Source organism: bacterium, from assembly GCA_026416715.1.
GTDB lineage: Bacteria > UBP4 > UBA4092 > JAOAEQ01 > JAOAEQ01 > JAOAEQ01.
Genome location: JAOAEQ010000014.1, coordinates 1 through 24,052 on the forward strand (window position 1 = coordinate 1; position 24,052 = coordinate 24,052).

22 protein-coding genes are annotated in these 24,052 nt (G+C 41.7%); 12 read left to right on the forward strand and 10 right to left on the reverse strand.

All coding sequences use genetic code 11. From position 1 onward, the window contains the following. Positions 1-227, reverse strand: a 227-nt coding sequence (locus N3A72_07190; GenBank protein MCX7919379.1) for a hypothetical protein, incomplete at its 3' end; no start/stop codon positions are given. A gap of 4 nt (positions 228-231) precedes the next feature. Further along, positions 232-903: a response regulator transcription factor gene (locus N3A72_07195; GenBank protein MCX7919380.1), complete on the reverse strand. Its 672-nt coding sequence runs from the start codon at positions 901-903 to the stop codon at positions 232-234. Between the two features lie 211 nt (positions 904-1,114). On the opposite strand from N3A72_07195, the gene N3A72_07200 reads away from it, so the two are divergent. The 7 genes from N3A72_07200 to N3A72_07230 all read left to right on the forward strand — a co-directional run bounded on the left by N3A72_07200 (position 1,115) and on the right by N3A72_07230 (position 8,078). Next, the gene (locus N3A72_07200) at positions 1,115-2,272 is read left to right on the forward strand and encodes a cystathionine gamma-synthase (GenBank protein MCX7919381.1); all 1,158 of its coding nucleotides are present in this window, start codon (positions 1,115-1,117) and stop codon (positions 2,270-2,272) included. 109 nt (positions 2,273-2,381) lie between these two features. Next, entirely contained in the window at positions 2,382-3,329 is a 948-nt protein-coding gene (gene arcC, locus N3A72_07205; GenBank protein MCX7919382.1) for a carbamate kinase, read from the forward strand. Between the two features lie 99 nt (positions 3,330-3,428). After that, the gene (locus N3A72_07210) at positions 3,429-4,082 is read left to right on the forward strand and encodes a VCBS repeat-containing protein (protein ID MCX7919383.1); all 654 of its coding nucleotides are present in this window, start codon (positions 3,429-3,431) and stop codon (positions 4,080-4,082) included. Positions 4,083-4,599: 517 nt separating this feature from the next. Next, on the forward strand, positions 4,600-4,857 hold the full coding sequence (locus N3A72_07215; protein MCX7919384.1) for a hypothetical protein: 258 nt from the start codon (positions 4,600-4,602) through the stop codon (positions 4,855-4,857). Between the two features lie 238 nt (positions 4,858-5,095). Next, positions 5,096-6,463 carry an FAD-dependent oxidoreductase gene (locus N3A72_07220; GenBank protein MCX7919385.1) on the forward strand — a complete coding sequence of 456 codons (1,368 nt, stop codon included), beginning with the start codon at positions 5,096-5,098 and terminating at the stop codon, positions 6,461-6,463. 108 nt (positions 6,464-6,571) lie between these two features. After that, entirely contained in the window at positions 6,572-7,726 is a 1,155-nt protein-coding gene (locus N3A72_07225) for an NAD(P)/FAD-dependent oxidoreductase (GenBank protein MCX7919386.1), read from the forward strand. 166 nt (positions 7,727-7,892) lie between these two features. Next, entirely contained in the window at positions 7,893-8,078 is a 186-nt protein-coding gene (locus N3A72_07230) for a ferredoxin (GenBank protein ID MCX7919387.1), read from the forward strand. Positions 8,079-8,163: 85 nt separating this feature from the next. Here N3A72_07230 and N3A72_07235 read toward each other — a convergent pair whose 3' ends face one another. Together N3A72_07235 and N3A72_07240 are read right to left on the reverse strand one after the other, a co-directional pair. Continuing rightward, on the reverse strand, positions 8,164-8,835 hold the full coding sequence (locus N3A72_07235; protein ID MCX7919388.1) for a TVP38/TMEM64 family protein: 672 nt from the start codon (positions 8,833-8,835) through the stop codon (positions 8,164-8,166). 173 nt (positions 8,836-9,008) lie between these two features. Further along, positions 9,009-9,434, reverse strand: coding sequence for an archease (locus tag N3A72_07240; protein MCX7919389.1), 426 nt, complete (start codon positions 9,432-9,434; stop codon positions 9,009-9,011). A gap of 174 nt (positions 9,435-9,608) precedes the next feature. Between N3A72_07240 and N3A72_07245 the strand changes: the two genes are divergently transcribed. Then, positions 9,609-10,892 carry a neutral/alkaline non-lysosomal ceramidase N-terminal domain-containing protein gene (locus N3A72_07245; protein MCX7919390.1) on the forward strand — a complete coding sequence of 428 codons (1,284 nt, stop codon included), beginning with the start codon at positions 9,609-9,611 and terminating at the stop codon, positions 10,890-10,892. 202 nt (positions 10,893-11,094) lie between these two features. Continuing rightward, the gene (gene hemL / locus N3A72_07250) at positions 11,095-12,378 is read left to right on the forward strand and encodes a glutamate-1-semialdehyde 2,1-aminomutase (GenBank protein MCX7919391.1); all 1,284 of its coding nucleotides are present in this window, start codon (positions 11,095-11,097) and stop codon (positions 12,376-12,378) included. 142 nt (positions 12,379-12,520) lie between these two features. On the opposite strand, the gene N3A72_07255 is transcribed toward hemL, so the two are convergent. The 3 genes from N3A72_07255 to tadA all read right to left on the reverse strand — a co-directional run bounded on the left by N3A72_07255 (position 12,521) and on the right by tadA (position 14,207). Beyond that, positions 12,521-12,877 (reverse strand): zinc ribbon domain-containing protein, encoded by a 357-nt coding sequence (locus N3A72_07255; GenBank protein MCX7919392.1) that lies wholly within the window; start codon positions 12,875-12,877, stop codon positions 12,521-12,523. Positions 12,878-12,923: 46 nt separating this feature from the next. Further along, the gene (locus tag N3A72_07260; GenBank protein ID MCX7919393.1) at positions 12,924-13,685 is read right to left on the reverse strand and encodes a hypothetical protein; all 762 of its coding nucleotides are present in this window, start codon (positions 13,683-13,685) and stop codon (positions 12,924-12,926) included. A gap of 66 nt (positions 13,686-13,751) precedes the next feature. Beyond that, entirely contained in the window at positions 13,752-14,207 is a 456-nt protein-coding gene (gene tadA / locus N3A72_07265) for a tRNA adenosine(34) deaminase TadA (GenBank protein MCX7919394.1), read from the reverse strand. Positions 14,208-14,355: 148 nt separating this feature from the next. Between tadA and N3A72_07270 the strand changes: the two genes are divergently transcribed. From N3A72_07270 to N3A72_07280, 3 genes are all read left to right on the forward strand, one after another. Continuing rightward, positions 14,356-17,529 (forward strand): family 10 glycosylhydrolase, encoded by a 3,174-nt coding sequence (locus N3A72_07270; GenBank protein ID MCX7919395.1) that lies wholly within the window; start codon positions 14,356-14,358, stop codon positions 17,527-17,529. A 139-nt stretch (positions 17,530-17,668) separates the two neighbouring features. Next, the gene (locus N3A72_07275) at positions 17,669-18,970 is read left to right on the forward strand and encodes a family 10 glycosylhydrolase (protein MCX7919396.1); all 1,302 of its coding nucleotides are present in this window, start codon (positions 17,669-17,671) and stop codon (positions 18,968-18,970) included. A gap of 211 nt (positions 18,971-19,181) precedes the next feature. Continuing rightward, entirely contained in the window at positions 19,182-21,422 is a 2,241-nt protein-coding gene (locus N3A72_07280) for a rhomboid family intramembrane serine protease (GenBank protein ID MCX7919397.1), read from the forward strand. Positions 21,423-21,642: 220 nt separating this feature from the next. Here N3A72_07280 and N3A72_07285 read toward each other — a convergent pair whose 3' ends face one another. From N3A72_07285 to N3A72_07295, 3 genes are read right to left on the reverse strand one after another with little or no spacing between them, the layout of a single operon-like run. Then, on the reverse strand, positions 21,643-22,164 hold the full coding sequence (locus N3A72_07285) for an ankyrin repeat domain-containing protein (GenBank protein ID MCX7919398.1): 522 nt from the start codon (positions 22,162-22,164) through the stop codon (positions 21,643-21,645). A 44-nt stretch (positions 22,165-22,208) separates the two neighbouring features. After that, positions 22,209-22,850, reverse strand: coding sequence for an ankyrin repeat domain-containing protein (locus tag N3A72_07290; protein MCX7919399.1), 642 nt, complete (start codon positions 22,848-22,850; stop codon positions 22,209-22,211). Positions 22,851-22,881: 31 nt separating this feature from the next. After that, positions 22,882-23,742: a hypothetical protein gene (locus N3A72_07295; protein MCX7919400.1), complete on the reverse strand. Its 861-nt coding sequence runs from the start codon at positions 23,740-23,742 to the stop codon at positions 22,882-22,884. Positions 23,743-24,052 lie beyond the last annotated feature (310 nt).

Consider the following 24,052-nt stretch of genomic DNA (forward strand, 5'->3'; position numbering starts at 1 on the left):
GGGATAGCAGCACCCACAAAATCTTGTGACTCAGTTTTTAAAACGATTTTACCCTGCTCTATTTCCAAATTATTGCTTAGTAGTACTGCTTTCGCCAGCAATTCGCTGTCAAAGCTGTTATATAACGACCGTTGTTTGCTGAAATAGAGCAATAGACTAAAGCTCACAATAACGATAAACAACACAAGTAGAAACCAGCCGATAAGTTTTAATCGTAACGAATGCATAGGTTTATTCGCCTTTCAGCATATATCCTTCTCCGCGGATGGTGATAATCATTTTGTTTGGGAAATCTTTATCAATTTTATTCCTCAGATGGTTTATATAAACATCAATGATATTGCTGGTAGATTCATCTTGCCAGTCATAAAGATGTTCCCAAAGCTGGGTTCGACTGACAATCTCATTCTGATGATATGCAAGATATTCCAATACCGCATATTCTTTCGGTTGCAAGATAATCTCTTTTGTATTTCGCCATACCTGATGCGATCGGGTATTGAGTTTCAAGTCGCCGATAGTTAATATCGGTTCTTTCTTTTGATATTCCCGACGGAGAAGTGCACGAAGCCGGGCAAGTAGTTCATCATAATGAAATGGTTTGGTTAAATAATCATCGGCTCCGGCGTCAAGTCCTCTAACCTTTTCATCTGGCGCATCCCGCGCGGTTAAAACGAGAATATGGGTTTGAATTTTTTGTCGACGTAATCTTTGCAGCAATGTTATTCCATCAAGTTTTGGTAACATTAAATCTAAAATAATAATGTCGTAAGGATTATTTTCTGCAAGAAATAAACCTTCTTCGCCGTCATAAGCGACATCGACCGCAAAGGTTTCTTCTTCTAGTCCCTTTTTCAGGCTTTTCACTAAAGCTTTATTATCTTCAATCAAGAGAATGCGCATAATAATATCAATTAGTTTACTATAAGTCAGATTAATTTTAGATTAATTAGGAATAAATTATTTCGTCTGAATTAATTCAATGCTTATCATAAAATAAAACGATAGTTTTACGCTATCGAATAAACCAAAGGGAACCACGCTTGCTGAGATGTAGGATACAATAGTTAGTATCTAGACCACTGAACCGTTTGATATAATAACCACAATTAAAATGTTAACGGAGGAAGCCATTATGCACTTTGAAACCATCGCAATCCATCGTGGGCAGGAACCGGACGCGAAAACCGGTGCTGTGGTCGTTCCGATATATCAGACATCAAACTTCCAACTTGATGCTATTGGAAAAGATAGAGGATATGAATATTCTCGAACCGGGAACCCAACGCGCACCGCGTTAGAAACGTCCATAGCGGCGTTAGAGAACGGAACGTATGGATTAGCGTTTGCTTCCGGTATGGCAGCGATTAATGCCGTGATTCAACTTCTGCTTCCTGATTCACATCTGATTGTCTGTAATGATTTGTATGGCGGAACCTATCGGCTGCTAGAGAAAGTTTATAAACCTTGGGGTATATCGGTAACCTATGCCGACGGAAATGATATTGATTCGTTTGCTCGTTCGATTCAAAAGAATACGAAAATGATTTGGCTCGAAACTCCGACCAATCCATTATTGAAAATAATTGATATAACGGCAGTAGCTAAAATTGCTAAGGAACATAATCTGCTTATCGTCGTTGATAATACGTTCGCGAGTCCATATTTCCAGCGACCGCTAGAACTCGGTGCAGATATCGTTGTCCATAGTACTACCAAGTATTTAGGCGGACATAGCGATATTATTGGCGGAGCAGTGGTAACGTCTAATGAAGAAGTATATCACGCGCTCAAGTTTTATCAGAATGCTGCCGGAGCGGTTCCGGGACCATTTGATTGCTGGTTAGTTCTCCGTGGCATCAAAACTTTAGCGGTTCGTATGCGTGAACATGAACAGAACGCTCTATATCTTGCAAAGGTTCTAGCGCAGCATCCGAAAGTAGAACAAGTCTATTATCCTGGATTACCGAATTCTCCGGACTATGCAATTGCAAAGAAACAAATGACCGGATTCGGCGGAATGATTAGTTTCGAAATTAAAGGTGGATATAACGCCGTAGAACAATTCGTTTCGAAGCTTAAAATTTTTATTCTCGCAGAAAGTCTCGGTGGAGTAGAATCGCTGGTTTGCTATCCGCCGAAAATGACCCACGGGTCTCTATCCCGACAAGAACGGCTGAAACGAGGGATCAAAGATAATTTGATTCGGCTGTCGGTAGGTATAGAAAACAAGTTAGATTTAGAAGAAGATTTAATGCACGCGTTGGGTTAATAGCGGAAAAATCCCTTTTCAAAAGAATACATGCAATCGGACTGTTTGTCAGTTAGTTGTGGTTATTTATTATTGCCCACTGACTCCTAAATTGTAGGTAGGAAATCCTATGCAATTAGCAGTGATTGCGATTGGCGGGAATTCGTTGATTCGTGACCCCTCTCATCTCGAAGTGTCCGACCAGTATGCAGCGGTCTGTGAGACTGCTAGACATATTGCGGAATTAGCTGAACGGGGCTATAATCCTATTATCACCCACGGCAATGGTCCGCAAGTCGGCTGGATATTGCGTCGGTCGGAAATTGCGTATGAAGTAGCTGGTTTACATCGGGTTCCGTTAGTAAGTTGTAATGCTGATACGCAAGGTGCGCTCGGATACCAGATACAGCAGGCGATGGATAATGAATTTCATAGACGAGGATTGCACAAGCTATCCGCTACGATTGTTACGCAAATAATTGTCGCTCAAGATGACCCAGCGTTCACTAACCCGACTAAACCGATTGGCGAGTTTTATACCGAAGAGCAAGCGAATAAAATCCGGGTCGAACATCCGGATTGGACTTTAATGAACGATGCTGGCCGAGGATACCGCAGAGTTGTTCCTTCTCCGGAACCATTGGAAATAGTTGAACTGGAACTTATTGAACGGCTCGCGCGTGATGGATATTGTGTTGTCTGTGTTGGCGGGGGTGGGATTCCTGTCGTTCGCGAGAGCGACGGGAACCTCAAAGGACTCGATGCGGTTATTGATAAAGACTACGCTTCGAGCTTATTAGCATCAAAACTCCATGCGGATTTATTTATTATTTCGACCTCAGTTCCGTTAGTCTATTTGAATTATGGTAAATCGAACCAACAAGCGTTAAATCGGGTTACCGTTGCTGAAATGAAACAATATATCAAAGAGAACCAGTTTGCGCCTGGTAGTATGCTTCCGAAAGTTCAGGCAGTAATTCGTTTCTTAGAACAGGGTGGTCGAGAAGCAATTATCACCAATCCTGAATCGTTAGCCGATGCCGTAGACGGAAAAGCCGGAACCCATATCGTTCCATAACGATTATGCCAGATGAGCAAACGTAAATGTTAATCAATCTTAAATGTCCGCTCCGTCTACGTTGTTAATATCAATGTTCATTTCACGGGGAAATTTAAAATGCAGAAGAAAACAATAAATTTACTATTGTGGGTTATCCCTGTTTGCATGATAGGTATGATTGTTGTAGGACTTGTTGGCATTTTTTATTATCTGACGCATCCGAAACCGATTATGAATTTTCATAAACCTACACCTTATACAATGTCTGAAGATGAAATAGCTGAATTTAAAAAAGTAGAAACTTTGATGGCATCCGATTCCACAAGGTATTGTGAAGCGGATTTTAATGGTGATGGAATTCTCGACCGCGCTTATGCAAACGGTTTGGATACAGAAATTATATTCAGTATCGGAACCGATAAAGAAAAAAAAGCTCGTCGTATGCAACTTGGAACCTCTGGATTTACCTGCATTGCCTGCGCAGATATGAATCAGGATGGTAAAATCGACCTAATTCTTGGTGACCCCGGAGATAATAGAATTGATATTTTATATAACGATGGAAAGGGAAATTTTGCATTTAGTTTTACATTGAGAAAACGCAGCGATAGAATAGGGTTAGGACATCAAGGGACGATATTTATTGTTAAAGATATTAACCAAGATAATTTACCTGATATTATATACAAGTCGTACTCTGATGATTATTATGCTTGCATAAACCGTGGTGCTACGGAAAAGCTTTCTATTTTAACTCCAAAACTGAAATAAAACCTGATAAATCAAAATATCCCCACCTCAGCTCAAAAGCTGGCTCGAAAAAGCAATGCTTGGCAAATCAATCCTATACATGATGAAATTTACTTGGAGTCTAACGGAGTCAAAATGAGTGCGTCCGAGGAGGAGAGTGGGTATTGCTTTGAGCAATTCCCACTCTCCTCCGCTTGTTATCCGAATTCTATATTTAAATACATAGTTGATAAATATAGAGCTATACATAAAATCGGTCGGTTTACAAGAAAATACGATTTTTTTGAATCCGATTATTTCCTTTTGCGTCTTTATATAGCCAACTGCGAATATTTTTGCACACTTTTACATAAAAAATGTAACCAAAATGTGCCATTTTTTCATATTAGGTTGATAGGGTAACTGAGACTCTCTGCTCCTTACAACCATAACCCTAACAAAAACAACACTGGATGAAATAATACCGATTTAGTCCTGTTTTGGCATAAGTTATGCATTTTTTTTAATAAGGTTTTTATATAGAAAGTAGGTGGATTTTATGGCAAAAACTAAACCAACAACTTCTACTTCTTCTACTACCCCAGCTCGGAAAAAAGGACGAGCGTTTAAACGGAATAAGGTTATTCGGAAAGAGGAATTTATTCCGTATTCTGATTTAGCTGACGAAACGGAAAATGAAGAAGCGATTAACTGGTATCAGGATGAAGATGCGTATCGCCGAATTTCGTCTATCCGCCCGCAACGTGATTGGGATGAAGAAGATGGATTGAATATCTGGTGGAACTGGGGAAATTAACCGGTTCATTTTCTATTTCTTTACTGTCCGCAACCGGAGTTCTGGTCTTGAATCAGAACCTCCGGTTTTTTTATTCCTTTTATTTCAAGCAGGTAGAGCACAGCTTTCTCCCGATAAAATAAAGGATAGAGCAAGCCTGTTTTAACCTTTGCACTTTGTAAGTTAACCCTCCTCTTGTCTGCGTGATATAATATTTTGTAACGATATCTAATTAGGATTTATCATAGGAGCAATGGATATGAAATATATCACTGAAAAAAAGCGAAAGATACCGGTAGTTGAAGAAGTAGATGTTCTCATAGTCGGCGGAGGAACCGCTGGTGCAGTTGCAGGCATCGCTGCTGGTAGGATGAAAGTTAACACTTTGATTATCGAACAGTTTGGGTTCCTCGGCGGAACCCAAACTGGTGCGTTAGTCACCCCGATGATGCATAATCAAGTTAACGGAGTTCAACTCAATCCTGGGATTGGGATGGAAATAATGGATCGGCTTAAACTAACCGGAGATACTGGCGGGGATAATAACGGCCGGTTTAATGCGGAAATGCTGAAATACGTCCTAGATGATTTCGTGACTGAAGCTAACGTTCAAGTTCGATTTCATACTTTTGCGTCAGATGCGATTGTTGAAAACGGCAAAATTAAAGGAGTAGTTGTTGAGAGCAAATCCGGTCGACAAGCGATTGTAGCGAAACAGGTGGTTGACTGTACTGGCGATGCGGATATTGCGGTTCGTGCCGGCGTTCCCTATTCTGCTGGGCGTGAAGAAGATGGGATGAATCAAGCGATGTCGCTTCGTTTTCATCTTGGGAATATTAATCTCGTTAAATTCTGTGAGTTTCTCAACAAAATTGCACCGGATAGAGCGTTCGAACAACAGCCGACCCATCTGCATACCGCATCTGTCTGGGGAACGAATTGGGCGTTAGTCCCCTATTTCGAACGCGGGGTTCAAGAAGGAATCCTCGAACGGAGCGATGGCGATTATTTCCAGTTATTCTCGGTTCCAGGACGACCGAACGAACTTGCGTTCAACTGTCCGCGAATCAGCCAACGGGTTAAAGGATATGATGTAACTGATTTAACCTATGCACAAATTGAAGGACGTAAGAAAATCCGACGGTTGCTAGCGTTTATGAAGAAATATTTTCCCGGATTTGAAAATGCCTATATCGTGTTCACGGCACCGATGGTTGGCGTTCGAGAAAGCCGGAGAATTAAAGGGGAATATTTGTTAACCATAGACGATATTGTTAACGCACGAAAATTCCCTGACCCGGTTGCGAGAAATAATTATCCGGTTGATATCCATAATCCGAAAGGGTCGGGTACGAAATTCCATTATCAGCTGCAACCGAACCAGTATCATGAGGTGCCCTATCGCTGTCTTGTTCCGTTAAAAATCGATAATTTATTAGTTGCTGGACGATGTATTTCCGCAACATTTGAAGCGCAATCATCTATTCGGATTCAATCGAACTGCTATGCGTTCGGAGAAGCAGCCGGTATTGCCGCAGCACTCTGTGTGAAGAAAAGAACTACACCTCGAACATTGGAATATAAATATCTGAAAAAGTATCTACCGAAACCAAACTTAAAGCCGTAGGAAACAGTGGTCAGTAGTCAGTAAACAGGATACGTATCAAGAACATTGAATATTCAATATTCATTTTCAATTGAAAACTGCTCATTGAACATTTAGTATTGAGTTCATATGTTGTATGACGTAATCGTCGTCGGGCTTGGACCCGCAGGGGCAACTGCGTCCTATGCGCTGAGTCGAGCGGGACATAAGGTTCTGGCGTTTGATAAACAGCATTTGCCGAGATATAAACCCTGTGCCGGCGGATTATCATTAAAAATCGAAAAAGTCTTACCTTTCGCTGACTGGTATAATTTGATTGAAACCACCGTATATGACCTTATCCTGTCTTATAAAGAAGAGGATATTCAACGATTCCATTCCGAGCAACCGATTGCGTTTCTCATTGACCGGCGCAAATTTGATTATTATCTGGTTCAAAAAGCGCTTGACGCAGGAACGGAAATCCATCCTGCAGAACCGATACGCACGGTTAGCGAAGATTCCGATAAAGTCGTAGTAACCACACCTATTCGCAGTTATCAAGCGCGATATTTAATCGGAGCTGATGGCGCTAAAAGCATCGTTGCCCGCAGTCTACCAGTGTTCCAAAAGAATAACCCGCAATATTGGATTGGATTAACCACGGAACTCGACTCGCAATATCTCCGGATGCAAGACCACCATGCAACGGAAGCAATTTATATCCATTTCGGAACCATCCCTCGAGGATACGGTTGGTCTTTCCCGAAAAAGACTCAATGGAGTATTGGAATCGCTGGCGACCGTGATAAACTTAAACCTGCTCGAGCTTATTTTACTCAGTTTATTCAATCTCAGGTGGTGGTTAAAGATTTCAAACCGGATAACACGTCTGTTCATCTCATTCCGCTCTATCAAGAAGATAATATTTCACGATGGAGTTCACGAACGATATTAGTCGGGGATGCCGCAGCGGTTGTTGACCCATTTCTCGGTGAAGGAATTTATTATGCGATACAAAGCGGACACCTCGCAGCGCAAACGCTCCATGCAATCTTATCTGGTCAATCCGAATCGTTAGCAGAATATGAAACCAGGGTGCGGAGTGAAATTGGAAAAGAACTGCGAATAGCGCAATGGATTGCAAACGCAGTATATCGGGTTCCTGCGTTAAGTTATCATTTATTTAAATCGAATCCGACCTTTTTTGAGTTATATCGTTCCGTGCTTTCCGGACAAACAAGTTATTCGGATTTAGTATCAGCGATAAAAATTAAAGTAGAATCGCTGTTTCCTGGTATATAATATATAGGGTAAATTCGAATATCGCAAACGATTATAGTCTTGACCACGTAGAAGAACGAAACAGTCGCAGAGATTCACTTTATAAAATGAATCAACATAATCTGCGATTTTTGCGTGTTCTGCGGTTAGGTTTATACCGGATTTGATTTTGAAAGGAGGGTAGACAATGGTCGTTAACATAGATGAATCTCAATGTACCGGATGTGGACTATGCGAACAGATTTGCGTAACAGTATTTGTAATGGGTGATGACGGATTAGCCCATGTGCTAAAACAGCCGGATGCCAGTGAAGAAGCAGCGGTAAAAGACGCGGTTGCTAGCTGTCCAGTAACTTGTATTAGGTCGGAATAACCGCTAGATAAAACTATTCCAATAATTATAATAAATGCTAGGAATAAATAATTTTATTTGTTTCTAGCATTTTCTTTTTATAACGCTATGATTGGAATAAAGTCCAGCCCTGTTTTCTTTTCTGATTTAGATAACTTAAAGCGACAATCAGGAAAAGAATCCAGAGTAGGATGGGAATCCAAAATTGCGGTGACTTGGGTGTGGTAATCGCTGCTGTAACTGCAACGAGAAATAAGGTCCCTGGAATTAAACCGAGCGCAGTGCCGAATGTGAAATCCCAGAATCGAATTTTGGATAATCCGGCAGCGAAATTTACCGCATAAAAAGACGGGATAATAACCGGGACAAGCCGTAATATCAGGATAACCCAAAATCCATGGGTTGCAACTTTCTCATCAAACTGTGTCATTCTACCGGGAATGAACCTGATTACTGCTTCTCTACCGAGTTTACGCGCTAATCCGAACGCAAACATCGCACTAAACGTCGCACCGAGTGTTGCATAAATCGTTCCCCAGAAGATGCCGAATAATAACCCTGCAACGATAGTCAGGATGGTTCCGGGGAATAAGGTCAATGGTCGAATCGTGGAAATTAGCAGGAACATGATTGGCGACCAAATACCGAACGAAGCGATATATTTCTGGAGAGAGGTAACATTAAAATAGTTGCTTAATCCGGTCGCTCGGAATAAAATGACCAGCAGAACTAGTCCCAGAATTAGCAAAATAAGTTTCGTTATCGCTCGTTTATCCATCAAAAATTAAACCTGATACAAATTTGACTGTAGCGTTCGTAAGGTTCGTGAAAAGACCACCTTGTTTTATAACATTTGAATTACCCGCTACAAACGCTGCATTCTCCACGGTAAGAACTATATCTTTGTGTCAATATTCGATATCCACTTCCAAAGCGTTAGCAAATGCCAGGTTATAAATCGCAAATAACTTGAATTATCCATTCGTTATCCTTCTGTTCTATCAGCAACTGATGATAGGTTACCGCTTTAATTTCATCAAAAATATAATGCTTTTCCGGATTAAACTTTTCTCCGTGCAGCGTTCCTAGAATTCGATTCGGCGCGGGTAACTCAAGCTGATATTCTTTCGGTATAAAAGTTTTCGCGTCGTGTAAATAGAGGAGATAATTCAAAAAGTGGACTACTAAATCTTCTCTAGTACCTGCGGAAATATCTATCGGGTGTGACTCGGCCGTTTCAACATATTTCATATCATGGATTGCTGCAAACATTCCTTTCGCGACATTAACTAACGCTTCTAGGAAAGATTTTCCAAATCCGCGAATCCCAATATCCGCAGTATGATCTATATATTCGTAGCATTTATTATCGGTCATTATTCAATGGAAAAACGATGTAAACGGATCCAACCTGATTCAGACAAATGCTGAATACCTGTTTGCATCCGAAATAAACCGTCTGCAACCATTTTTTTATAGACAAATATATATAAAATCAAGTATAATCTACGCTGGGGATTTAGTCAACTTCATTGATTGGGGAACCGTTTGATGGTACTCGCTGGGGTAGCAAAAACTGATATAACTCCGCCGGTCGGAATCGAATTAACGGGATATATCGGACGACAGCAACCGTCGGTGGGAATCCACGACCCGTTATTTGCGAAAGCAATTGTTCTTGCTGATGGAAACACCAAACTTGCTCTTGTTTCCTGCGATTTATTAGCACTCTCTCGCGAATCCGTAGCCGCTATTCGTCAGGCAGTAAATCACCAGAGCCAAATCCCTCTTCAGAATATCCTCATCGCCTGCACGCATACCCATTCCGGTCCAGCAACGGTATTTTTACGAAACTGCGGTACTGTGGATAAAGATTGGCTTGCGAAACTCGAACAGCAGATTAGTAATACGATTATAGCCGCAGCAAACTCAATGGAACCAGTCAACCTCGGGTTCGGAATCGGGACAGCGGATATTAATCTCGACCGACGCACCAAAAAAGATACCACCTTAAAACCGAATATCGTAGATAAATCGCTCGGTGTGATTAAACTCGACCTGATTACTGGCGAACCGCTTGCGATTATTATAAATTATACCTGTCATCCAGTAGTGCTAGCGGAAAAAAACCGCTATATTAGTGCGGATTATCCCGGTGCAGTTTGCGATTATATCTCGTCACGATATCCGAATGAACCGCTGGTAGTATTCTTCAATGGCGCTTGTGGGAATATTAATCCGGTCATACGTGGCGGAACCTGGGACGATGTTTACCGATTAGGTGAAATTATCGGCAAGCGAGCAATTGAAGTGCTCGATTCGATATCAACGAATGATGCTATGGCATTCTCCGCAATAAGTCAGGATGCAGAATTAGAACTTAAAATTCCAACCATTGCCGGGCTGGAATATGAACTTGATATTTTCCGCGAAAAAGCTGCGCTTATCCCGCAAGCTGAGTCAATGAACCAGCGGGTTAATTCCGCAATGGTTAGTTGGGCGGAAGAAACACTCAATTTACTTAAACGAGGGAAAGTATCGCAAACTGTTCCGCTAGAAATCCAGGTGATTAAACTCGGTGAGTTGATTCTGGTAGGAATCGGCGCAGAAGTATTCTGCGAAATCGGGCTAAATATTAAAAAAGAGGCTGGAGCACCAACATTGATTATCGGATATGCGAACCATGTTGTCGGATATATTCCAACACGAAAAGCCTTCGATGAAGGTGGGTATGAAGTTGATACAGCATATCGCTATTATGGCAATTTCATGTTAACTCGGGATGCACAACATACCGTCGAAACTACCACTCTCCATCTAATCAAATCAATCTAGTTTGATTTGCCTTCACTGTAGGAATAAACGCTAGTTTAATTTAGGAAAATTATCGCTGTCCATATTTTCCGGTTTAGAAAATATCATTTTTTCGCTTTATGCTTTACTGGTCAAAATTGTTGTGATTATCTATAATCGCATTGGAAAAACTTATATAATATTTTATATATATGTTTTATACTATTAAAAAGGAATATTTTTTATGAACCATACGAAATCAAACCAGCTTTTTGCCAATGCACAAAAGTATCTAGTTGGTGGAGTGAACAGTCCGGTTCGCGCATTTCGTGGAGTTGGAGGAACCCCCTTTTTTGTTACCCACGGGAAAGGTGCATATATCTGGGACGTAGATGGGAATAGGTATCTCGATTATGTCTGTTCTTGGGGCGCATTATTATTCGGTCATGCGCATCCATCAATCGTTACATCTGTTCAATCCGCAGTTGAAAAAGGAACAAGTTTTGGAATTCCAACTGCACAGGAGACTGAGTTGGTTCAACTGATTCGAAAAGCGTTTCCATCTATGGAAAAGATTCGATTGGTTAATTCTGGGACTGAAGCGACGATGAGTGCAATTCGAGTCGCTCGTGGGTTCACGAAACGAAATATCATTATTAAATTTGACGGCTGCTATCATGGGCATGGAGATAGTCTACTGGTTCAAGCAGGGTCAGGCGCAATGACACTTGGTATTCCCGATTCTGCTGGCGTCCCTGCAGATTTTGCAAAACATACGATTTCATTACCCTATAACGATTTGAATGCGGTTAAAAAAGTGTTTCGTAAACTCGGGAAACAGATTGCTGGCATTATCGTTGAACCAGTTTGCGGAAATATGGGAGTCGTGCTACCGCAAGAAGGTTTTCTGCCCGGATTAAGAGATTTATGCACGCAATATGATGCCGTATTAATTTTTGATGAAGTGATGACCGGATTTCGGGTCGCGTATGGCGGCGCGCAATCGGTTTATAATATTAATCCGGATTTAACGACGTTAGGCAAGATTATCGGCGGTGGTCTGCCAATCGGCGTGTATGGCGGAAGAAAAGAAATTATGGATCTCGTCGCCCCGCTTGGTCCGGTATATCAAGCAGGAACATTATCCGGCAACCCGATATCCGTCGCTGCAGGAATCGCTATGCTCAAACTCGCTGCACAGATGAAGGTATATCAACAGTTAGAAAAGCGAACGAAACTGTTATCTGCTGGAATTCAGGAAGCTGCAAAAAAAACCAGGGTACCGCTTTTTTCCGTTTCGATCGGGTCAATGTTCTGCGGTTTTTTCACTGAGCAACCTGTCTATGACTATGCAACCGCCAAATTATCGGACACTAAACGGTATGCAAAATATTTCCATCTGATGCTCGAATCGGGAATCTATTTTGCGCCATCGCAGTTTGAAGCCGGATTTGTTTCCGCAGCACATACCGAACAGGATATCGAGAAAACTATCCGAGCGAGTCATAAGGTATTCAAAAAACTTTAGTAGAGAAACGAATAACTCTTCGACTTCGTCCAGCGTAAACGAAAGAACTGAATAAGGCAAGAATTAAAAAAGCATTTCTCGTAAAGAACGCCATGGTTTTATTTAACCATTTAATTTATTTAACTATTTACCTAGCAATTTGCTATTTCCATCTCGTCTGTTTTGTATACGTCGCTCGCATTCTGCCGTATCGTTCCATCGCAGATAAGGTTCTGCCACATTGCGGACATATCGGGTCACGGCTAGTTACTTTCTTCTGGCAATACGGACATTCTTTGGTATAGTAGGAAGCTAAACGGTTAACGCGAGTATTTCCGCATTTGGGACATTGCAATTTTTGCGGATAGAATCGTTTATAGATAACCCACGGGATAATTAAACAGAAAAATAATACTACTTCCAGAAAAACCTTAAACCCTGAACGAACCTGTTCCGCTTTCCCACGAAATTCACAGTTCGGACAGTAGATAAAACACTGTTTTTTTCGCTCTCTTCCCATTCTATCTAGACCAATTCAAAAAAGCATGAACCATGGTATTAACGTTCTACTCTTGGATAAATACCCAATCACCAATTGTTTCCGCAGTTCCGCCATACATATATTTCGGATAAAATTTTCTAGGCCAATAGACGAATCGGTCGAAATGATGACTGCCAAGCGGCGGCATTAACCGCAGTTCATATCCGCCGGTTTCAAATCGAACCCATTTATTTTTACTTTCTTCCCGAACAGGCTTTTGCATCATGCCGGAAACGTATTCTAGCTTTTCATATTCTAAAACCGGATATCCCACCATCGGGATAGTTGGAATCTGGTCAAGATATTTCGGAACCAAATCCGTTATCGAACTCGGATATTTTCCGAATTCAGTATGATACTGCTCCAATGCAGTAATTATCGGTTGAACGAGTTTTGCGGTAGTAAGCAATCTCGTATTTCGTATCTGCACTACCAGCTTCCCTGCTCCATAACAAAAGATAAAATTCAGCAGTAACATCAACCCGACTGTCCGGAGCAAATTCCGCTGAAGTTTCTGGAACAACGAAACGATAAAAATAACTAGTCCTGTAGGACCGCCAAAAAGGATAATAAGACTTAATATCGGGAAAATAAAATAGGTTACTAACGCGTTATAGAAAACCAATTCGAGCCAGCGATTATTTAAGAACGGCACGACTTGAATAAAAAAAACCAATATCGGCACAACTACTACCCATAGAAACCCAAGGAGAATATATTGTACATATCTATTTTTCTTTTTAGATTTCTTCTTCGGAACGCTCTTGGTTTTAAGATATTTCAGCATAGAGAATAAGTATTAGGAATCGAGGAAACTAAGAAAAACCACTGGTTTCTCGATTTTCTAATAACCTTACTTTTCTTTTCTCAATTTTTTAAAGAATTGTTGGAGTAATTCTCGGCATTCGGATTCCAAAATTCCGCTGGTTATTGCAATCCGATGGTTCAGGTGCGGATGATTGACGAGATTAACCACCGAGCCAGCAGCGCCGGATTTCGGGTCGCTGACTCCAAATATCAATCGTTCAATATGCGCAAGTACCATCGCCCCAGCGCACATCGGACAAGGCTCTTTCGTGACGTAAATCCATGCGCCATCTAATCGTTTCTGATTCAGCTTCTGACACGCTTCCCGAATCGCAAGCAGTTCCGCATGGGCAGTAGCGTCGGTAGTAGTAATATTCGCATTATTCGCTCGGCTGATTATCTGACCTTGATATACGACCACTGCGCCAACTGGCACTTCGTTTAATTCCGCTGCGGATTGCGCTAGTTCAATCGCTTCTCGCATATATTGTTCATCAGTCATAATGAACCCAAAATCAACTGGATTATTGCCGGTGTATCCGCATAATCGAACTCGTTTATTTTTACAAATATCCGTTTTGCAATCGTATTTATCTATGATATTATTATATAGAATAAAGGAGTCTATTGAAAACCGAAAGGATAACAAGATGAAAGTAGCTATTATAACTAAAGTATCTGTTATAGTTTCCCTATTATGTTTAATCACAATTGCAGGAGCAGATATTATTGTAGAAAGTGGTATCGGTGGGTTGAACCGTTCATATTATTACGAAGTAGGTAGCCGATGGTTTGATAGTACGAGCAAAAGTACTGCTGAAGGATTAACCCCAGGTATTCTCTCACGGTTTGTTAACTTGCAAACGTATCCAAATGATAGGGATACTGCGGTATTTCGCCCATATATTAATACTGCGGGTAACTATCAAGTTTTTGTAAGTTGGAATCTTGGAAATGCATCTACTGTTCGGCATACTATCTATTATTCTGGCGGGACAGCGATTCAAGATTTGTTACAGGATGGGTATGGTCAATCGACTCCTAGCAATGCAAATATCTGGATTCCGCTAGGAACTTACAATTTTGCTAGCGGTACTAGCGGTCGAGTTGAAGTAACGAGCACGTACGTAAGCGGCCGTCCGGGACCGATTGGTAATTATCGGGTATATGCTGATGCGGTTAAATGGGTTTGGGCAGATGCACCCGTTACGCCAGTTGCAGCGTTTACCGGTACCCCGACGACTGGGCAAACTCCATTAACCGTTTCATTTACCGATAACTCGTTAAACAATCCGACATCATGGTTTTGGGATTTTGGTGACGGAACTACGAGCACTGTTCAAAATCCACAACACACTTATTCAACAGTTTCAGCAATAACCTATTATACCGTTAAACTCATTGTTTCAAATTCTGCCGGAACGAGTACCACGATAAAAACGAATTATATCCGCGTTACCGCTCCGTCATCTCCGCCACCAATTGCAATCGATTCCGTCACGCGAACCGGGATTATTGTTGATAATTTAGATTCTGGATTTAGTTATTTCGGTGCATGGTCGCTAGCAACCGCATATGGACAATGGGCATCGAACTATCGACTAGCGACTACGGTAAACAATAATCTTTCAAACGCAACCGCTCGATGGCGACCGACATTGCCTGATAGTAAAAAATATAATGTTTATGTTTGGTATCCGGCGACGACAAACCGCGTTCTCGATGCGCGGTATCGCATCTATTATTCCGGTGGAAATGAAACATTTTATGTCAACCAGACAGTAAACTATGGCGGCTGGTTCTATTTAGGATGTTTCAGTTTCGCTTCCGGGACAACCGGATATGTTGAATTGACGAACGCAACGCGAACCTCTGCTGGTTCATACTGGGTCGGTGCAGATGCAGTTATGTTTGAAGCGATAACGACCATTATTGTTGATGATAGCTTGCATTATAATAACCAATTTAAAATAACTGGCAGTTGGTCGGTAAGCACTTCACCGCAGTATTTCTACAGTACTACGGCGCGATATGTCAGCGCGGTTACGTCCGGATTAGCTACCAGAACTGCAATTTGGCGACCGCATCTTCCAGCAAATGGTATCTATCAGGTTGAAGTATGTTATCCATCAGAAATTCTCGGGCAAACCTTAGCGAAAGATGCGAAGTTTACTGTGTATCATAAGACTGGCTACGAGCCGGTGATTGTGCCACAATATGCGCATGGGAAATTTCTCGGCGGACATTGGTTTGATTTAGGTGTATTTGCGTTTGATAGCGGAACAACGGGATATGTCGAGTTAACCAATCTCGCGCCGGAATCGAACGGTCGTGTCGTTGCAGCGGATGCGGTTCGGTTCACGACCTATTCTCCGTTACCGGCTAGGGAAGGCGGAGAATTCCGTGCATTCTGGGCACACGGAATTAATGTTATGGGTCTACGAAGTATTCAAGAAGTAACCGCAATGATTGATACCGCGCGAATGGCGAATTATAATGCGATAATCGTCCACGGGCGGGTTGCCGGTGATGCTTATTACGATTCCGCATATGAACCGAAATCGTCTGCGTTAGGCGCAAATACGACGTTCGATGCGATATCGGCTTGTGTCGCCTATGCGCATGATACCTCCGGCGGAAAGCCGTATATCGAGGTACATCTCTGGATGAACCCCTATCGCGATTATCGAACCGATATGCCGCCTACTGATACTACAATGCATCTATTTTATCTCCATCCGGAATGGATTGATCAGACGTATAGTGGAACGACTCTGGTAAATAATATGATGTTCACTAATCCAGCTATACCGGATAATCAAGATTATCATATCAAAGTCTGGATGGATGCGATTCGGAATTACGACGTTGACGGAATTCATACCGATGATTATTTCTATCAAGGGAGTAGCTGGGGATATAATACGATAGCGATTAGTCGGTTCTCAACAGAATTTGGATATTATCCATCAACCAATGACGCAAATCATGGTAACTGGCGCCGACAAGAAGTAACCAGTTTTGTCCGGCGTGTATATGCGGAATCATTAACTATCAAACCGCATATTAAATGGTCGAAATCGCCTGTCGCTTCTGGGAGTATGATTCCGTATACTTCGAGCGCAGCGTATGCGAGCGGTTTTTCCGATTGGATTGATTGGTTAAAAAACCATTATATCGATGCGTTCGTCCCAGAAGTATATACCGGATTCAATTCGACTTTTACGACCAACGTCTGGTTTTCAACTGATACGGCAAAAGCATATGGTCGGCATAACTACGTCGGGTTAGCCTGCTACTCGCAGACAACTGCAACGATTATGACCGAAATTAACTATTGCCAGAATTCAGCGAAATCTCATGGTACGGTCTGCTTTACCTATCATCAACAGACGCCTGCTCCAATAGATAATCCGGGGTTCTATTCAATCATAACCACGGTGGTGTTTGCAAAACCGACAACAACACCGGCGATGCCGTGGAAATCGAATCCACCGGGTGGTATCTTAAAAGGGGTTGTTGGTTCCAATCTTGCACCATATAAATTCTATAGCGGGAAATCGTTATATAAAGCGCTGGTAACCTATACCGGTCCATACGGTTCCGGGTCAACGTATACTGACGGTTGTGGGTATTATTGTATGTTTGATGTGCCGTATGGAGTTTATACAGTTACTGCATATCCACCGCCTGGGGTCGTTTTAGCACCGGTATCAGTTCCTAACGTTCAAATCATTCGTGGTGTACCGACGCGAGTCGATTTGTTTTTAGATACGGTACCGGTAGAACTCTCAGCATTTACTGCAGAAGCGGTGAAACCGTAATCTAATCAAAAGAAAAGGAACGGATGAACGAAAAAACAAACCGCAAAATGCGCGCAACAGAAAATGTAAAGGTTGCAAAGCGGTTAATCTAACCCATTTAACTTATTTAACCTAAATCTACCATAAGGAGAAAATCTCCATGCAACGAAAATCCCGATTTACTCTGTTACTTTGTCTCGTCTGCTGGATTAGTCTTTCAATATGTTACGGTGAAACCACTCGAAGGGAGACACAAGAAGTGAAACCAATGAAGTCTGAACCGGTCGTTAACCCTGAGCACGAAATCCGAGCGCTCTGGGTAACCCGGATGAATTATAAAACTGCAGATGATGTAAATAAAATTATTACCAACGCTTATAACTATAACTTCAATCTAATTCTGTTTCAAGTTCGCGGTAATGCGACGGTATTCTATAAATCGAAATATGAGCCCTGGGCTTGGGAATTAACCAGCACTTCAACTTCGACTACCAGCACTGCTGAAGCAGTTAAATCGCTGGGAAAAGATCCTGGCTGGGACCCGCTAGCGACTGCAATTGATACTGCGCATGCGCTCGGACTTGAACTTCACGCATATATGAATACCTTCCCAGCGTGGAAAGAAACCGTTCCACCGCCGGAAAATGTCAATCAGCTCTGGAATACACACCGAGATTGGTTTATGCAGGATAGTGCTGGTAATGTTATGTGGCCGCAAGATTGGTGGTCGTATTGGTATACGTTCATAGACCCTGGGGTACCAGAAGTACAGGAATATTTAACCAATATTTATCTGGAGGTTGTTCAGAACTATGATGTTGATGGAATCCATTATGATTATATCCGCTATCCTGGAGAAGTTGGAGATTGGTCATTCAATCCGATATCGGTTAAACGGTTCACTGAAACCTATGGTGACTCGCCGCATAAGTTACCAGCGTTATGGAATGAATGGAAACGAACGCAAATAACCGAATTAGTTCGGAGAATATATCGTGCAGTGAATCAGGTAAAACCTGGTCGGATAACTGTTTCTGGGTCAGTCGCAGGAACCTGGGATAACGGATATACTAAATATTTTCAAGACCGAAGAACCTGGCTTGCGCAAGGAATCATTGATATGACCAACCCGATGTGTTATGTTACCACCTATAGCATTTTTTCCGCTGAAGTAGATGAACATCTAAAAAATTCGTTCGGTCGGTTTGTGTGTCCGGGTATAGGAGTCCATCGAACGATGACCCCAGACCAGTTACTCGAACAAGTTGAGTTGGTTCGGAAACTCGGTGCTCCGGGGATAACCTTTTTTGCCTATAATAATTTATTCCCAAAACACCAACCGAATAAACTAGCGCAAGCTCTATTGACCGGACCATTCTCCCGCAAAGCAGTTATACCTCCGATGCCATGGAAACAAACTACGCGTTCTATCAAATCCCAAGAAAGACAAGAGGGAAATTAAATTTTTCGGTTTATTTTGACTTTTCTACCTGATTTCAATACTGTTTAGGATAGTAATCTTCAAGGAAGCTATACCGGAGATGAACAAGAGCGGCTTTAACCCGCTCTTGTTCATCTCCGGTAACCAACCAAAAACAGAATGATTGACTTTCTCCAACCATTAAATGCAAGTAATTTGATATTAGGCATTTAACATTGGGTATTGATTTACTATGATTATTCCGATTGGTGATGATAATCCGCGCGAAAAGGTTCCGTATGTAACCTATAGTCTCATTGGAATTAATATTATTGTATATATCTATTTCGGCTGGATTCGCGGAAATTATGAAGAGTTTGTAACCCAATTCGGATTTATCCCAGCGCAATTTGATTTTTTAACCGTATTCACTTCGATGTTTCTCCATGGAGATATTTTCCATCTCGCTGGCAACATGCTGTATTTATGGATTTATGGCGATAATGTTGAAGCGAAATTCGGGAAAATCCGATTTCTCCTGTTTTATCTATCTTCCGGAGTTGTTGCACATGGATTGCAGACCGCGTTCTCCACCAACCTGCAGATACCGAACATCGGCGCTTCCGGCGCTATTGCCGGTGTACTCGGTGCATATCTCGTTCTATTTCCCCGGGCGAAAATCATATTCTGGTATTTCTTTATATTCTATTTTCGGATATATACCGGTCGATTCAAGGTTATCGCTTGGTTAGTGCTCGGATTCTGGTTTTTACAGCAGATTATTTTCGGTTATTTCGGGTTATCCCAAACAACCGCACAAGAAGGCGGTGTAGCGTTTTTTGCGCATATCGGCGGATTCTTATGTGGAGTAGGCGTAATGCTTCTATTCCGCCAGACGTACCGGTTTCAGCGGAGTCGGTTATTGCGCCCGGTAATTGATGAACAGTTGAGATATCCGGTATCGTATACTTCTCAGCAGTGGAAAAATATTCGAAATTATCAGAAAACTATTAAAGAGGTGCTAATTCAACAGGGGACTGCAGTTGCGGTGCCGTTATATGAACAGATGCAGAGTCAGTATCCAAACACTGCGCTTGATTCTGAAAGTATGTTCCTCATCGCAGAATCGTATACCCGGAGAAGAGAATTCGATAAAGCGCTGGAAACCTATCAGAAAATTTTGCGGTTCGAACCGCATTCGGAGAAAGCGGATAATGCACTATGGGCTATGGCAGAGATATATCTCCAGCACTATCATCTGCCGGAAAAAGCTAACCAATGTCTGCAGATTATTGTTGATGGATATCCTTTATCCGAATGGTATGAACCTGCAAAACAAATTTTGGAACAGGAAGGAATAACGTTCGTAACGCATCGGGGAACACAAACCGTAACGAGACTCGGGTTTGCTGGTCGGCAGCTGCAGTTTACCGGACCAGTTCTAATCGGGTTGCTCTGTTCAGCTGGAACGTTGAGTTGGATGTCTGCAAGTCTCCCCCATAGAAGTGGTGGATTATTCATTGAAAAATCAGCGGGAACAATGATGACTGAAACTGAGCCGCCGGTTTGGTTGGATAATTTTGATACAAATAAACTAACCCGATGGAAAATAAAATATCCGGAAGATAATTTAGTTCGTTTATCGCAGGATAACGCGGTGAGTAAACCATATAGTTTGCGATTTTCGCGCGAACAGCAACCGCAACAAGGGTTGATAAATCCGGCAGAAATCGTCTCCGAGACAATTCCGATTGAGTTCACCAAACCATACACGCTATCATGCGCTATCTACTATACCGGAATGCTACTAGCACAAGAAATCGAGTTCGGCCATATTAAACTCGAAATCCAGATTATTCGGTTGCCGGTGGTCGGAACTTCAGCGAATGTTAGATATAGGTTCGGCACACAATATCGCTCGATTCAATTGAAAGATAAACCGTTTGCGCGATATTTTCCAGCGGAACAATGGAATCGGCTAGAGTTAACCGTTAACCAAGCGCAGAAAACGTTGACGATAACGATTAATGGAAACGAATGGGCGACGGTAGCGTTAGATGTCGCGAATCTAGACCCGAAACCGAAAATCCGGGTTAGCGCCAGTTTGCCCGCACCGACAAACAATCTATCGGAAACGACGATTGTTTATCTCGATGACATCGCAGTGTACGGCAAAAAAATCGTTGAACCGAAAGCTGAAACGAAACAAATTTCACCAGAGCCGAAATTTAACGCTGAATTTCTGGAAATATATCAACTCGGATGGAGTCAATATAAAAATGGGGAATATTATTCTGCAATAACGAGCTTCCAGAAAGCATTAGCATTAAATCCGCAGTCGCCAGAAGCGGTTAATGCGCTCGGATTAGCCTATCGGCAAATCGGCGATGTAGAAAAAGCTAGAGAGCAATTTCAATTAGCGCTTATTCTCGACCCGAACTTCGTTCCCGCCAAACATAATCTGGAAACTCTACCTGCTGAGACTACCAAATAAGTTCTATTAAGAAGTTAAAACCTCGGAAGAATCATCATGTGAAGAGCACAAAACTTATCAAGGTTTGCTTGATAAAACGAGCGAAGCAAGCTACCGCATTCCAAAGTAGGACAAGAAAACCTTGCTTTTGTCTTAAAACATCACAATCTCATTTACGTCATTTGGTTATCCATCAGAATACCAGTTAATTTTTCGCGAGAAGTACATACAATAGCAAAATTCATTTCGCGCCAGCGAACTTTAAGAGTTGCACGATTTCAGTTAAAGCGCGATTCTCCGCACACTGTAATGCGGTGAGTCCATATCGGTCTCGAATATTCAAATCTGCACCGTGCGATATCAGTAAATCAACAGTTTCGATATTTCCGGATTTTGCCGCAAACATTAATGCTGTCTCATTGAAAATCGTGGTAGCGTTCACATCCGCACCGTGCTCAATTAACACTTTCGCTACTTCCGGATGTCGGAAATGCGCCGCAAATATCAGCGGAGTCCAGCCGAATGCTGCGGTTTTCGCATTCACATCCGCACCATGGTCAATGAGCAAATATGCGATACGCGGTCGTCCCTTTTTCGCCGCAAACATTAATGCAGTCCAGTTCCGTTTATTCCGTTCGTTCGGGTCTGCGCCTTGTGTTAATAAGGTTAGAACCTGGTCAATGTCTCCTTCATCGCATGCGCGCATTAAGGGAGTCAAATCATCTTCCAGCCCAATTTCTTCAATATCTATAGTATCAGCCATAATTTTCCTGAAATCAATACTATTCGGATACAGTCTCTCCTTTGTTATTCTTTCGCCCCAGCAGATTTTAGTAAGTTGACGAGTTCCGAATAGTTCCTATTCTGTGCGAATTTCAATGCAGTCCATCCATATCGGTCTTTCGCATTCAGGTCAGCGTTTTTTCTGATGAGTAGTGATGCTATATCCAGCAACCCGTTACGAGCAGCAAACATTAACGCAGTTTCATTAAATATAGTTACGGCGTTAACGTTTGCTCCACTTTCTAGAAGAAGTTCAACTATTTCCTGATGCTGATAATACACCGCAAAAATTAATGCAGTCCATCCAAACGCGGTTGTCGCAATATTGGGGTTTGCCCCGTGGGATAATAATAATTTCGCTATTTCTATTCTTCCGAGCTTTGCAGCGAGCATTAACGCAGTCCAGTTCCGTTTATCCACCGCATTAACATTAGCCTTATGTTCTAGCAGAAGTTCTACGATATCGGTTGTTCCATGTTTAACCGCAAAATGTAATGCTGGAACACCATCTGGTGATGTTGTATTCGGGTCTATTCCGGCAGCGAGAAATAATGAAACAATCTTATCCTCTCCGGATTCAAGATATGAGAGAAAGGTTGCGGAACTGAACTCAATATTCAGCCGTTTCAGTTCTTGACGTGCTGGTTCGGAAGATATATTCGACATAACATATCCCAGCATTTCAGGAATGTAAAGTTTAACTTGATTCCGCTAGTCGTAACGTCATCCGTCTCTTCTGAAGGGCTTCGGTAATCAATGATTTACTGGTTTTATGCGTTCGCCCTTTTTGTCCATCATACGTAGTTACACTATAATTAAAGATGATATTTTCAATCGGCATCGTCTGTAAAGTTGAGAAACTGCCATTGGTCAATTGTTTTTTAATTTTTCGTAGAAGGATAGTAACACCTTTTTCGTCTGTATCCGGGAGAATCAATAGAATCAATTCATCAGAATATTGTGCAACAATATCAATCCCACGAACTATTTTCGGTAACCAATTCGCTATTTCAACAATCAGCGTTTTTTTCGTCCAGTATTCTTGTGAAGGTAATCCAATGTTTTGAATATTGATTTCAAGGAGCACCAACGTTACCTTATTTTTTTGTCGTTCGGCACGGCGCATTTCCAAAGTAACAAGCCGATTGATTTGTTTCAAATCGGCTGGAAAATAATTTAATTCATCACTCGCGGTACTTATTCCCGATTCTTTCTGAACCCCAACGATTTCCGCTGCTTCTTTTTCAATCCCGAGTTTCGTTGCCCAAAATGTTACACTATCTATAAGGGGAATATTTTTACCAAGTGAATATAACTCTAATAAGTTGCCACCCTTATATCCAGCACAAGGTACATACGAACATTTGAAATGCTTGCGGTCTAAATCTATTGCTAAACTTCGAACCACGGTATCTTTATGAATCGGACAGAACACGCGCATCAAATTCCCATTAAAGGTTGCCTGATGCTTCTGGTCAATCCCTAATGCAGATAGCACCTCTTGCGGGGTTAATAGATTCAAGATGCGAGTAACTAAAATATCGAATTGCGTCGCCATAGTAGTATCTACTGCGAGTGTTTACGCTACGGACAAGTTTAGGTGTCAATGGCTATTAATGTTATTTCTGTTTAAGTATACATTAGATAACAGACGATATGCAAGTCGAGAAAAGAAGAAATGAAATAATATATATTATCTCTTGACAAGAATGGGTTGCTAGCATAGGATAATTAGATAAAAATGAAGCTAAATTAATAGATTTTGATGTCGAAATAATCGAAAATTCAAGATATTTTAACGAATAAAAGACAAAATAACGTAGCGTTTTGTTGGTTTTGGACTTCAAGTTTATTATTAGGTTACGTCA